This window comes from Lewinella sp. 4G2 (assembly GCF_001625015.1).
Lineage (GTDB): Bacteria > Bacteroidota > Bacteroidia > Chitinophagales > Saprospiraceae > Neolewinella.
On record NZ_LVWJ02000019.1, the window covers coordinates 403,770 to 417,688 of the forward strand.

Annotated in this window: 9 protein-coding genes; 5 read left to right on the top strand and 4 right to left on the bottom strand. The window is 58.7% G+C overall.

Going from position 1 to position 13,919, the window contains the following annotated elements:
- Positions 1-3 precede the first annotated feature (3 nt).
- The 4 genes from A3850_RS18685 to tsaD all read right to left on the bottom strand — a co-directional run bounded on the left by A3850_RS18685 (position 4) and on the right by tsaD (position 7,411).
- A complete protein-coding gene (locus A3850_RS18685) occupies positions 4-2,919 on the bottom strand; it encodes a S8 family peptidase (RefSeq protein ID WP_068220837.1) in 2,916 nt (971 codons plus the stop codon).
- 80 nt (positions 2,920-2,999) lie between these two features.
- Positions 3,000-5,321, bottom strand: a complete 2,322-nt coding sequence (locus A3850_RS18690) for an alpha-L-rhamnosidase C-terminal domain-containing protein (protein ID WP_068220840.1) — start codon at positions 5,319-5,321, stop codon at positions 3,000-3,002.
- A 68-nt stretch (positions 5,322-5,389) separates the two neighbouring features.
- Entirely contained in the window at positions 5,390-6,262 is an 873-nt protein-coding gene (locus tag A3850_RS18695) for a DMT family transporter (protein ID WP_068220843.1), read from the bottom strand.
- Between the two features lie 156 nt (positions 6,263-6,418).
- Positions 6,419-7,411 (bottom strand): tRNA (adenosine(37)-N6)-threonylcarbamoyltransferase complex transferase subunit TsaD, encoded by a 993-nt coding sequence (gene tsaD / locus A3850_RS18700; protein WP_068220846.1) that lies wholly within the window; start codon positions 7,409-7,411, stop codon positions 6,419-6,421.
- 227 nt (positions 7,412-7,638) lie between these two features.
- Here tsaD and A3850_RS18705 point away from each other — a divergent pair, with 227 nt between their 5' ends.
- The 5 genes from A3850_RS18705 (at position 7,639) to A3850_RS18725 (ending at position 13,872) form a co-directional block, all read left to right on the top strand.
- Complete coding sequence (locus A3850_RS18705) at positions 7,639-8,436, top strand: DUF697 domain-containing protein (RefSeq protein ID WP_082921962.1); 798 nt, start codon at positions 7,639-7,641, stop codon at positions 8,434-8,436.
- A 118-nt stretch (positions 8,437-8,554) separates the two neighbouring features.
- Positions 8,555-9,115: an SMC-Scp complex subunit ScpB gene (gene scpB / locus A3850_RS18710; RefSeq protein ID WP_068220849.1), complete on the top strand. Its 561-nt coding sequence runs from the start codon at positions 8,555-8,557 to the stop codon at positions 9,113-9,115.
- A 125-nt stretch (positions 9,116-9,240) separates the two neighbouring features.
- Positions 9,241-9,756 (top strand): DUF2480 family protein, encoded by a 516-nt coding sequence (locus A3850_RS18715; RefSeq protein ID WP_068220852.1) that lies wholly within the window; start codon positions 9,241-9,243, stop codon positions 9,754-9,756.
- Between the two features lie 135 nt (positions 9,757-9,891).
- Entirely contained in the window at positions 9,892-11,055 is a 1,164-nt protein-coding gene (locus A3850_RS18720; RefSeq protein ID WP_157501451.1) for a type IX secretion system membrane protein PorP/SprF, read from the top strand.
- Between the two features lie 150 nt (positions 11,056-11,205).
- On the top strand, positions 11,206-13,872 hold the full coding sequence (locus tag A3850_RS18725; protein WP_068220857.1) for an OmpA family protein: 2,667 nt from the start codon (positions 11,206-11,208) through the stop codon (positions 13,870-13,872).
- Positions 13,873-13,919 lie beyond the last annotated feature (47 nt).

A 13,919-nucleotide genomic window follows, 5' to 3' on the forward strand; every position in this document is an offset into this window, starting at 1 on the left:
AAGCTAGCGTTTAAGGAGCTTCTTCACGCCCCGGCGGCCGTCGGCGGTGGTCAGTTCCACCAGGTAAAGGCCCGCAGGAAGTTGGCTGACGTCCAACGATATATCAGATACGGACGGGCGTCGGTCCACGAAAAGCCGGCCACTCACCCCGTAGATCCGTACGCGGTCGGAACGTAAAGAGGTGACCGTACGCAGGTTTACGCGGTCGTAAGCGGGATTAGGGAAAACGGACCAATCCCCATCACCCAATCCAGGTTCCTCCGTATCCGTGCAATTATTGGCGAAGGTGAAAGCGCGGAAGTCACCCGCCGTTCCATCACAAAGGCTAGCCAACTCAATATCGTAACTCCCACAGAGGTCGAGCCCTTCAACGGTAGTTTCGATACCGGTGATATCGAGCGTAGTCCAGTTCACCCCGCCAAAAGTGGGTCGGTAGCGGAGTTGATAGTCGTTCCCCGCAGCGGAAGAGGCCTTCCAGGAAAGCAGCGTGACATCCTCGACGAGATCGTACGCTAATTCCAACCCTTTGGGCGCGGAGCAATCCGAGTCGGCGGGCGCGACGGTAATGCAGTAGTCCTCATATTCTCCAGCCTGGATGTTCGAACAGGCCGTTCCCTGCAAGCGGAGGAAACTCATCAGGACGCGCATCCGGGTGGAGAGTAATTCAGCGTCGTCCGGCACGGTGAGGTCCACGATCACTGCTTCTCCTCCGTTGGAAGTGACGTTGTCCGAAGCTTCCGAACCGCTGAAGATGCCATCCTGGTTCCAATCCACGTAGACGCGGAAGACCTCCTGGGCGCGCGGGTCGGTGGTTCCAGGCGTAAGGGTGACGGGGTAAGTCCCACCGCGGTGCCACGTTACTTCATCCGCACCGGTGAAGTCGCCGTAGGCTCCCTGCTGGGCGCCAGAAACGACAATTTCCAGGTTAGCCAGATTGACGGCCTCGATCCAGTCCGCCGCGTTGTCGATCGCATTCGGGCGGCAGTAGCTCTCTTCGAGGCAAGCACCACACCCCAAGCTGAGGACGGTGAGACCAGCCCCAAACTCCGTTCGCGCCGTATCACAGTCCGTTCGGAACTCAAATTCGTAGGCTGTGCAGGGAAGTATCCCGCCAGCAATGATGACATTATCGTTGCGGGAGCTACGCGTCAGCCAGTTCTCCGTACCCGCCTGGCGGTAGCGGACGCGGTAAAATTCACCCGCGAGATTAGGCGTCCAGGTAGCCCGGAAGGTCAGGTTGTTACCGGCCGCTACGCTGAAGTCGGCGGGGATGACGCAGCAGCCGTCCGTACTCGCGGTCAGGGTTTGCACGGGAAGGTCGGTACCGCCACAGGACGCCCGCAATTCAAATTCGTAGGCGACGCAGGTTCCCAAGTCATCTATTTGAAGGGGTAACGCAGGGCTACCCAGGTCGATCCAATCACTTGCCCCTACTTCCCGGTAGCGGAGTTCCGTGGCATCGATACTGGCGATCGCGTTGTAGTTGACCTCGAGCGCGGTGGCGGACCCGGCCTGGGGCGTAACACTAAAACCGGTGGGCGCAAAACAGGCGTCGCAGTCACTCATCAGCCGGGCCATGGCGGCTCCCACGTCCAGTTGGCCACCCGTGCTCGTCCGCCCCGCCAGCGATGAGTTGGCGGCGGTGGTTTCCAGCAGGATCTGCCGGACGTACAGCGCGGCGGCGGCGGGGTCCGCTTCCAGTAATTCGGCGAAAGCAGCGCAGGGTGCGGCGTACAGCAGCGCGGCCGCTCCGGCGACGTGAGGCGTAGCCGAGGAAGTCCCCCCAAAGCGTCCGTAACCGTTGCCCGATTCGGTCGTCAGGACTTGCTCAGCGTGGGCGCCGAGATCCACGGAGGTAGCGCCGAAGCCGCGGCCCGTAGGCTTCTGACCGTTCGTGTTCAGGCTCGTCACGCCGATGAGGTAATCGGAAGTACAGCGGGTGGGTAGGTCGCCGTCCCGCTCAACGTCAATCTCCAGGTTGGCGACGGCGCCGGTGTTGAGGATACCCGCTTCTCCTAATTCATCGTAGAGGGAGCACCAAATGGGGCTATCGGCGGGGTCACCGTAATTACGGCCCCAGCTGGCGTTGGTGACGACGACGTAAGCACCTTTCGTTCCGTTGGAAGTTTTGTAGAGCCGTCGCTGGTCCAGCACGTAGCTGTAGGCCTGGATCACTTCTACTTCGGAGGCAAAGAAGTCGTTGCGGATGATCATCAACTTGGTTTCCCAATTAATGCCCGCTACGCCCAGGCCATTGTTCCCGCGGGCGCCGATGATGCCGGCGACTGGCGTACCGTGGTTGGAGTTGGTTTCCGGGTTGCCGTCGTTATTGGCCGTATCGAAACCGAAGATGTCGTCGACGTAACCGTTTCCATCGTCGTCGATACCGTTGTCGGGGATCTCCGCGCGGTTGCGCCACAGATTTGCTACGAGATCTTCGTGGTCCAGATCCGCCCCGTCGTCAATGACGGCCACTACGATGGTATCTCCGTTCTCGGTTACGCCGCCGGTGGTGACGTCCCAGGCGGGCTCTACGTTGATGTCGGCCCCGAGCGGACCGTTGAGTTGGCCGGTGTTGTTGAAGGACCACTGATCGTCGTACCGCAAGTCATTCGGTTGGCGGCGGAACGTTACCGGGTGGTTGTACTGTACGAGCCTGACTTTGGAGTCCGCGTAGAGTTCTCTTAGTAGGTTTTTTTCCCCCACCGCATCGTGGTCGAAGTCGATCACCAGGATCGGGGTCGTCCGTCCGAGCCGGCGGGGCGTCCCGGGTCCGGGGTAGTCCTTCATCCATTTCCTGGCATCTACGTCAGCGCCCAACTGGACGATGAGTTGGCCGGGCACGTGATCGATACGCTGCGCGCTCAGGCTGGCGAGGCAACAGAAAAGCAGCAGCGGGGTGAGGAAATGTTTGAACATGTGTGGATATAATAGGGTGCTCGCAAAGTAAGACTTTGGCCCGGGAAAAACTGTCGGGCCCGCACGCACCCCGCCATAAATTATCGGGCCACGCAAGTGAAGTTGGTGGCTTCGGTGCGCCAAATTTGCTTCCCGTCCAACGTACCCTGCCGGGTGAAAGCGATGCGCTGGCCGGCTTTATTACTTCCGCGCGCCTCCAAATCTGTCGGCAGCAGGATGTCTACGTACGGGACGTCGAAGGCCGCTTCGTGGGTGAGGCGTAGTTCTTCACCGGTCCATTCCCAGCTCACCGCTACCGGGCCGCGGGGCGATTCGAAGGTGGTCGCGGCATTCTTCAACGTCGGGAAGCCACCGGGTTGCAGCCGGTAAGTCGCCCAGCCCGGGCTGGTGGCCACGGCGCCGGCCAGGTATTTGTTCATGATCGTGAGGGCGCCACCGCTCCAGGCGTGGTTGTAGGTGCCACCGCCGTAACCTTCTTTTCCAATGCCCCACCCTTCGAACAGGGTTGTGTATTCGCTGTCGATCATTTTGCGGAAGCGCTTTTTCATCCGGGTGATGGCGTACTCCTCCTCCCCCATTTTGCAGAGGGCTTCGAGGACGTACTTTTCCATGTAGGGGCTGGCGTGTTCCTGTTCGCGGAAAACCTGTAGGATGGCGGGATACTTGGTCGGATCGGCGAGGCCGGAGACGACAGCCAGGGCGTGTCCGCGTTCATCGGTTTCTCCTTTATAATCGGCGCTGCGGTAGCTGCTCCCGTTCCAGTAGGTCCGGTTGAAGGCCGCTTTGAGCTGCTCCATTTTCGTCCGTGCTTCGCTGGCGGTGGTGGCGTCGTTCTCCAGGGTAGCCATTTGCTCCAGGCCGCGTAGTGCAAGGTAGTACCAGGCGTTGAAGAGGATGGGCATATCCTTATTATTCCCCCAGTCGCCCCAGGTCCAGCCCCCCTTGCGGCGGACGACGAGGCCGTCGGGCTGGGTTTTCCAGACGGCGAGGTAGCGTTTCACGGCGGGGTACACTTCGGAGATGAGGTCGCGGTCGCCCGTATTGTGGTAGTAGTGCCAGATGCCGTAGTGGCTCACGCTGGCGAGCATTTGCATGGGGAGTTCCTGGTCCCAACTTCCGGCCGGGACGGGGCTGTAGATCGTCGAATCCTTCCGTTGCCAGTGCATGAGTTCGCGGATGGCCTTGCGGGTGAGGTCGTCACTCCGGCGGTCCAGCGCGTATACGGTTTCGCCGAGTTCGTTCACGACGTCGCCCCACCACTGGGCGCGTTCGCGGTCGGGGCAATCCATGTAGGTATCCCGCATCGTCAGGTAGAGCGTGCGTTGGGCCTTCTTCCAGAGCAGGTCGAGATCGGCGTCACTGCTCTTAAATAGTGGCGTGAATTCGGTAGCGAATCCGCTCTCCCTGTAGGCCAGGTCGAACACCTCGATGCCGGCCGGGAGGACGTACCAAACCTCGTGGCCGTTCATCCAGCCCGGGGTTTCGAAACTCTGTACGCCAGCCTTCGTGTAGTACACCGTTCGCACGTTCGGCGGGCCGCCACCGCGGTAGTTATCGGTCAGGATTTCCAGACGGAGGCCCGCTTCCGGGGCCTTGATGCGGAAGTAGGGCGTCACCTGGGCATTGTAAGGTAGGGCCAGTTTCAGGGTATCGAAGGTCTGCGTGGCGCCACGTTGGTAAGGCGTTTTGTACTGGGCTAGCGGGCCATTCTTCCACTGGGCGATCGGTCGGGTTTCGCCCCGGTGGCCGGGCAGTTCAATTTGGCGCTGACGCTGGTGCGAAGTAAGTGGGAAGGGCCGTTCAGCCGGGGGAAAGGGGTGGACCTCCAAACTCCGGACCCGCGGCCAGGCAGAGTCGTCATAATCCGGAACCTTCCAGAAGTCGTCGTACTTCGTCGCGTCGAAAGCGATGTTGGATTCCGGCAGCCGGTAATTGGGCCGCGGTGGCCCCGTCTCCCCGAAAGCCGGGTGGATGATCCCCCGCCACTCCGCCGACGACTGAATGGCGGATGGCCCGTCCAACCAAAAACCGGGGAAGCCGCTGGACTGATGGGAAAAGCTCTGCTTCCCGAAGTACCACAGCAGAATCCCAATGGTATTCTCCCCCTCCAACAAATGGGCGGCTAAATCGAAAGTATCAACGTAATACGCATTAAGGTAGGGCCCCCGCTTAAGGCCTCCCTCCCGGACGACGAGTTTACCGTTGACGTACAACCAGTACTTGGAATCCGCCGCAATTTTAATGGGGTACTCCGCCATTTCCGCCGCACTGACGCTGAAGTCGTGGCGAAAGGCCTGCCACAGATTTGGCGAATCCTCCGCGGCCCGGGCGGCGATCCACGTCTGGGCGGTCAGGGATGGAAGGAAACTCAGCAAGCAGCCAAAGAGGAAAAGTAAACGCATGGCCCTAATGTAAGCGATTGGCGGGGTAGGAAGGCGTAGAACGGTAGGGCTACTGCCCGTGGTCTCCGTCAAAACTGATCCAGTGGCAAATCTTCCGGTGGCGGGGGACGCAACATCCGTTTGACCGCCGCGTAGCCGAAGACGGCCACGATGATAATGGCGGTACCGACGTAGAAGGTGGGCTCCAACTCTTCGGCATCGTTCAACAGGAAGTAGGCCAGCAGGATCCCGTACACTGCCTCCAGGTTGACCGTCAGGTTGGCCGCGAAGGCGGAAAGGGAACGGAGGGCCTTGAGGAATAACCAATTGGTAAAAATGGTGCAGAGCAGGGCGAGGGCCACCAGCCAAAACCAGTCCGTAGCGGAAGGCCAGAACTGCCCGCCGTAGAAGGGTAAGAGGGGGGTGAGGAAGAGCGTCCCCGCTCCCAATTCAAGGAAGACGATTTGTAGCGGTTCGGCGCGTTCGACGTACTTCTTATTGTAGGAGGTGAAGACCGCCACGAGTAGGGCCGAAACCAGCCCGACGATCACGCCGGTGGTCATTGATGGGTCCACCCCGTCGGCGATCAGGTAGATGCCCGGCAGGATGAGGAGGCCGACGGATGTTTCGTACCAGTTGAATTTCCGCCTCACGATCCACGGTTCAACGAGGCTGGAGAACAGGGAAGTCGTCGCCAGGCAGATGAGTCCGACGGAAGCGTTGGCCAGTTTTATGGCTCCGTAGAACGTCACCCAGTGCAAGACCACCAGGACCCCCAAACCCGTGAATATCAGCACCTGCTTTCGACCGAGGTCACGCACCAGGTTGGCGACTCCTACGAAAGGAGCCAGGGCAACGGAAGTAATCAGTACCCTCCACCACACCAGCGTCAGCGCCGAAAGGTTAATGATGTCTCCGATAATACCGGTCGCCCCCCAGAGTAGGACGGCCAGGTGCAACATCGCGTAGGCGTTGGTGACGTTGGGAGGAGTGGATTTGATGGGGCCTAATTGAATAAATAATCAAAGTGCACTCCCACGGGGAACCGCCAAGGAGCAACGCAAAGATCAAAAAAGAAAAGCAGGGCCAAAAGTGGCTTCGAGGAGTTGGGGAACTGCCTACAAACGCGCACTTGGCGCCACCTCGTGCCCGACAAATTCCCCGGCAGCATATTTAAAGGTCGCCGTAACGCCGATCATCGCCGCGTTATCGGTGCAGTACTGGATGGCGGGGACGAAGGTCTCCCACCCTTCCCGTTCCCCGAGCTCGGTGAGGCCTTGGCGGAGGGCACTATTGGCACTGACGCCCCCGGCCAGGGCTACGCGCGTCAAACCCGTTTGGGCCACGGCAAGCTGGACCTTCCGCAACAGAACGGACACGATGACGTGCTGGATGGAAGCACAGATATCGGGCAGGTTTTCCTTCACGAACTGGGGATCAGTCTTCAATTTCTTTTGCAACGTGTACAGCACGCTGGTTTTGAGGCCGCTGAAGGAAAAGTCCAACCCTCCGGGATCGGGCTCGGCGAAGGGGATGGAAGGTTCCCCCTCCCCGGCCAGTTTATCGATCTGGGGGCCGGCGGGATAGTCGAGGCCCAGCATCTTTCCCGTCTTATCAAAGGCCTCCCCGGCGGCATCGTCGACCGTCCGGCCAATGACCTCCTGGTCCATGGCCGACCGTACGACCACTAATTGGGTATGTCCTCCGGAAACCGTCAGGCACAAAAAGGGGAAGGCCGGCTTGGGGTCCTCCGCAAAGTGAGCCAGGACGTGAGCTTTCATGTGGTCCACCTCGATGAGAGGCAGGTCCCGCGCCAAGGCAAAGGCCTTCGCAAAACTGACGCCGACCATGAGGGAACCGATCAGTCCGGGGCCCCGGGTGAAGGCGACTGCATCTACCAAATCGGGAGTAACGCCAGCCCGTTCGAGGGCGACGGCCACCGTAGGCACGATGTTCCGCTGGTGAGCGCGGCTGGCGTGCTCCGGCACCACCCCCCCGTACTCCACGTGAATGGCCTGGGTAGCGGTGACGTTGGATAGCACTTCCCCATCACGGACAATGGCCGCGGAAGTATCGTCGCAGCTGGATTCGAGGGCTAGGATAGTGGGCATGTGGCGAAGGTAGTTTATAGTCTGTAGTCTACAGTCTGTAGTCTGTAGTCTGTAGTCTGTAGTCTGTAGTCTGTAGTCTGTAGTCTTTAGTCGGGGCCACTATAGACTACAGACTATAGACTCTAACGCGCAGCCTTCGTCTAATGAATTGGGTAGTTCGTAGATAAACCAGGCATTTTACACCCTCCCAAATAACCTCACTTCCCCGCTGCGCGTTACTACTCTGTATGCGCAAGAAAATCACCAAGTACGTCAAGCAACAGCTAAAAGACTCGATCATGAATCCGAACAGCAATACGGACAAGAACCGCCACGCCGAAACTGTCATCCGAAACCACGTGATCTGGAGCATGGGGGCCAGTTACATCATCCCCCTTCCAATTGCGGACGTGTTTGCCGTCTCAGCCCTGCAGCTCGACATGATCCGCCAACTCTGCCGGGTATACGATATTGACTTTGCGGAAACCCAGGGTAAGGCGATCGTCTCTTCCCTGACGACTTCCACGATGGCGAGAGCCGGCGCGCGAAGCCTGATCAAGGTGATTCCTGGCATTGGCACCGTCGTTGGTGGCATTACTACGGCCATCATTAACGGCGCGAGTACTTACGCTTTGGGTGAGGTCTTCAAGCAGCACTTTGCCCACGGTGGTACCTTCCTGGATTTTGATACCGACCGCTTAAAGAAGCTTTACAAAGAGAGCTTCGAGAAAGGCAAAAAAGTAGCCAAGGACTGGAAGGAAGAAGAAGCCACCGCTACGGCTACGCCTCCCCCCACGCCGGGCACCAACCCTACCCCACCCCCGACGCAAACGGCCGTTCCCGACCCTCACGCCCCCACCTTCGCCGGTACGGACGCGCCCCAGGCTACCGCAGCCACCACACTGGTGGAAGACCCAACCGCCCCCGGTCCCGCGCCCATCAATGATGAGGCCATCCGGAAGATCAAGGAACTGGCGGAGATGAAGGCGCAGAACATCATTACGGAAGAGGAATTCCAGGTGATGAAGAAGCGGATCTTGAGTTAGGAAGTTGCGAGTTTCGAGTTGCAAGTAGCGAGTATATAAGTTGCAAGTATCGAGTCGCGAGTTGCGAGAACTCGACACTTGCAACTTGCAACTTGCTACTCGAAACTATCTTTGCGCGATGCAGTACCTCGCCCAACACATCGAGTCCCTCATCTTTGCCGCCCCCGCCCCGATTTCGCTGGAGGAATTGCAGGACGTCCTGACCGAAAACTTCGGCGTCCGCTTCGCGCAGAAGGTGATGCTGGAAGCCCTCGACGAGTTGGCCAAACGCTACGATTCCGACGCCCACAGTTTTGAAATCGTGGAGGTAGCGGGTGGTTACCGCTTCATGTCCAAAGGTGCCTACCACGAAACGATCGGTACCCACCTGCGGATGCAGAGCAAGAAGAAGTTGAGCCGTTCCGCGCTGGAATCCTTGAGCATCATTGCTTACAAGCAGCCCGTCACCAAATCCGAATTAGAAAAGATCCGGGGGGTGAGTTGCGATTATGCCGTGCAGAAACTGCTGGAGAAAGAGCTCATCACCATCCTTGGCCGTGCCGATTCCGTCGGGAAGCCACTGCTCTATGGCGTTACGAACCGGTTTTTGGATTACTTCGGCATCAAGTCCATTGCGGATTTGCCGACGCCGAAGGACTTTTCGATGCCGGAGAGTGAGATTGGGGAGGTAGTGGAATAGTTGGGTAGTTGGGTAGTCGGGTAGTCGGGTAGTATCGTAGTCAGGCACTACCCGACTAAGTACTACCCGACCAACAACTCAACCCACAGGCCAACCATACCGTTTCCTCCAAAACGCCCCACCCCATGGCCGAAACCCTCACCAACCGCGTCGCCGCCTCCGGTCTCATCACCCTCAAGCTGGAGGAATACTGGCCCACCGCCGGCTTTGCCACGTTTGACCTCAAGGACTATCTCTTTATGGGGCTCATCCTGAAGGAGAAGGATTTTCGGGCGGCGGTGAAGGAGCACGACTTCAGCCAGTACGCCGGGAAGACCTTGTTGGTCTTTTGTTCGGCGGATGCCATCATCCCCAACTGGGCCTACATGCTGGTGGCGGCTGCTGCGGCGCCCTTTGCGGCGGATATTTACCAGGGCACCGAAGAGGCGTACTTACGGCAGCATTTCCGGGGGGTAATCCAGCAATTAAATGTCGCCGACTTTGCCGATAAGCGGGTCGTTATTAAGGGGTGTGGCGACCGGGCGGTGCCGGCTTCGGCCTACCTGGACGTCACCAAACACCTGCAACCCCACGTGAAATCGTTGATGTTCGGGGAGCCGTGTTCGACCGTCCCCGTTTTCAAAAAGCCGCGGAAGAAGTAGCGGGTCGTTTTTGCGCTGCTTAGGGTGGCCCACCGAGGCCCGGGCGCGTCCTTTATACTCATAGTTAAGTAGTATCTTGCCGTTCGCCGCGCCGGTTTTCTGGTGGGTGGCCATGATCCCTTAACCCGCTCCTTTATGCGTTTACACCGCTTATTGCCCTTCTGTTTTGCCCTGGTTTTCGCCACCGGCCTGCGCGCGCAGGACAATCTTTACACCCTCCACGACATGGCGCCACTCTGGCTGAACGCCGCTAATACGGGCGCTTTCGCAGGTTCCGTGCGAGTGGGTGGGATCTACCGCGGGCAATGGTACAGCATCAACGGAATTCAGTCACCGACGGCCTATTTGGATGCGCCATTACCATTCGCGCTGCGTAAGCAGGACTGGATTGGTGTAGGACTAAGCCTGGTGAACAGTAAGCAACCCTTTAACGGGATGAATGATACGGATGAGAGCCCCGTCAACGCGGACATCACCGAGAACTTCTTTGGTTTCAGTGCGGCCTATCATTTGAGTCTGGATAAGAAGCGGACCAACATCCTGACGCTCGGCGCCCAGTACGGTTCCATTTCCTACGGCGGGGAATTTGCGGGCGTCCTCGATCAGGAGGGTAACATCGCCAGTGCACCCGGCTTCCAAACGGAGGGTTTCAACGAGTTCCAGCCGACTGGTAACAATATGGGCAGCGGCGGCAGCGGCCAGGGCAACAACAACCGCAGCGTTAATGATCTCAACGTTGGCCTCAAGCTGAAGCTCCTCCTCGATAAGAAGAAGGAAAACGTCTTTGAAGGTGGCGTCACCATGCTCCACCTGACCAGCCCCGAGCGGCGGCCCATTTTCATGCGGGAAGGCGTCACCAACCCGCCTGATTCGATGGGGATGAACCCGATTAACCCCGGCAATGGACCGCGGGAGCTAAGGGAACGCAAACCGGCCATCCACGCCCACGCGCGCTTGGACCTGGAGATGAGCGAGAAGTGGCGCCTCCAGCCGACGGCCGTCTTCCTGCAATCCAGCCGGTCCAGTTTCGTGAGTGCCCAGGTTTGGGGGCAGCGGAATTTGCGTAAGGACCTGGACCTTCGCCTCGGCGTGGGTTACCGGACGGGCGATGCGGCTCAATTACTGTTCGGGTTAGACTTTGAACAGATCAAGACGGCCATCAGCTACGACCTGACGGTAAACTCCAACTCCCGGCAAGTGACCAACTACCAGGGAGCTTTTGAGATCTCGGCCCAGTACATCTTCAACATCTACAAGAAACCGGAGGTCGTCCCGACCATCCTTTGCCCGGATATTTAGGCTCATCTTTCGCCTGAGTGCGTAGTCCCTCAGCTTTAAGCTTGGCCCCAATGTCGGCCGGCGGGGGATTTTACCTACTTGCCTGGCACCTGCGGCAGCGCCCGCTGCGTTATACATTTCCCGTTGCTACTCGGTTATCTACTTACGAATATGAGATATTTCTTTTCCGCCCTGCTGTTGCTTTCCGGAATCTGCGCCGCCGAACTGGCCGCCCAGCCCCTGGCCGGCACCTCCAACGTGGAACAACTGCAACTGGCGGCAGACTCCGCCTACGCCAACCAGAACTGGTACGTTGCCCTGGAGAACTACGACAAACTCTACGACGAAACGGACGACGACGCCATCATCCCCATCAAGGCGCTCATCAATCTGAAACTGCGCGACATCGCTTCGGCCACGCGCGGCTACAAACAGGTGTTTAGGCGCATGGAAGCCAGCGACACGACCTACAACGAACACCGTTTCTACTACGGACAGGCATTGAAAATGGACGGGCAGTACGACGACGCGCGGACCTACTTCGAAACCTTCCTGATGCACAACACCGACGAGCGAATGGCTGAATTCGCCAACCTCGAACTCGAAGGCATCCGCCTCTACCGCGACGCCCCGCAGGAGACGAGTGAAGTAGCCCTGGAAATCCTGGGCAAAAGCGTGAACGGCGCCTTCAGCGAGTACTCCCCCGTGCTGACGGCCGATGGCAATACGCTGTACTACTCCACCTGGAAAAGCAGCAGCGAAGTGGTGCAGGACGGCGAAGAAGACAGCTACAGCCGCATCTTCCGCTCCACTAAAAGCGAAAAGGGGGAATGGGGCAAACCCGAAGCCCTCGGCAAGGAAGTGAACCGCCCCGGCGTGCAAACCGCCAACCCCGCCCTGAGCATCGACGGCCGCCGGATGTACTTCAACCGCCTGCGGATGGAGAGTAATCGCATCGCCGAGGCCAAGATCTACGTCAGCGACGTGGAGGACGATGGCTGGAAGAGCGGCAACCCTGTCGGGGGCATCAACAGCAATAAACACCTCGCCCTGCAACCCGCCGCCGGTGAGCTGTTTGGTAAGGAAGTCATCTTCTTCGTCTCCGATATGGACGGCGGCTTCGGTGGCCTGGATATTTACTACGCTACCTACGAAGGCGAAGGCCGTTTCGGCAACCCCATCAATCTGGGGGAAGAAATCAATACGATCGGTGACGACATCACGCCGTTTTACTTCGACGGTACGCTGTATTGGTCCACCGACGGCCGGCCCACGATGGGTGGTAAGGACCTTTTCTTCAGCGCCTGGACCGGTAATAGCTGGACAAAGCCCGAGAACATGGGCACGGGCTTCAACAGTACCGTAGATGATAAATCTTTAAGTGTATACGGCGATGGCCTCATTGGTTTCATGACCTCCAACCGCGAAGGCGGCCGGTCAGTGAAGAGCAAGACTTGCTGTGACGATATCTATGGCTTCCAGGTAGCGGAGATCTTTGCGGACCTGGTGGTCGGCGTTTTCAACGAAGCCAAAGAGCCACTGACGGTAGGCCAGGTGAAACTCCAACCCACCCGGAACGGCAGCGACGATGGCCTCGGCCAGCAAAAGACCCGCGACGACGGAAACCGCTACGACTTCGGTTTGGAGTTGGAGACCGAGTACTCCGTAACGGCGACCTCTCAGGGCTACTTCCCCGAAACCGTGGAGATCAACACGCTGGGGCTGACGGAATCCAAAGAGATCCAGCACATCTTCTTCCTGAAGCGCGACCCCTCTCAACCCCTCCCGGGTGAAGAAGGCGACGGCAGCGGTGATGGTGATGGCAATGGTGACGGTAGCGGCACCCCCGTATTCGATACCATTCAGATCGAAGAGGCCGTTGTGCTGGAAAATATCCTGTACGACCTTGACAAATCCGACATCCTACCCGAAGCGGAGGGTGACCTGCGGCAATTGGTGCAGATCATGGAACAGTACCCGGACATGATCATCGAACTGAGCTCCCACACCGATACGCGCGGCCCGGACGATTATAACCAGGACCTCAGTAAGCGGCGGAGCGCCAGTGCGCGGAAGTGGCTCATCATTCAGGGCAACATTGCCGGCCCGCGGATCAAGACCAAAGGTTACGGAGAGACCCAACCCCAGGTCGTAAGCGCCCGCCTAGCGGAGCGGACTGGATTCCTCGCGGAAGGGGACGTCATCACCGATGCCCTCATTGCTAGCCTGGCCACCGAAGAACAGAAAGAGCTGGCCCACCGGCTGAATCGCCGGACGGAGTTCAAGGTGCTGGAAGGCCCGGACAACATCATTATCCGCCGCGACGTCATTGAGCGCCGTCTGGAGGGTGCGGATCGCCAGTCATTACCAACGGAAGCAAAGCCCACGCGTCAGCCCCGCCGGGTAACGCCGACGGTTCAACCGACCGGCACGAGCGCCGCATTGCAACGGATGGACCCGCCGAAGATCAACCGATTTAGTACCCTCTTTGGCCAGGAAGACATCAGTGGATTACCCATTCTGAAGTTCGACCGGCGCGAGGTGGATCTGGGCGACATCAAGCACGGTGATTCGGCGGAGTTTGAGGTCAGTTTCGTTAACCGAGGTACTGCCCCCGCCAAGGTGATGCTCATCTCCGCCTGCGACTGCACAACGGTGACGCACGACAACGCGAAGACCTACGCACCGGGTGAAGGTGGCACGCTGCACGTCCTTTTCGACAGCACGGAGAAAGAGGAAGATGAGACGGTTACCATTGATATTTACCTGGAGCAGGAGGATAAGAAGGGCGTCCCCATTCTGGAAATGGTGGAGTACAAATACCATCTGCTGAAGTAGGTACTTTTGTAAACATCCCCAGTAATTGTATCTTACTCCCGTTCACC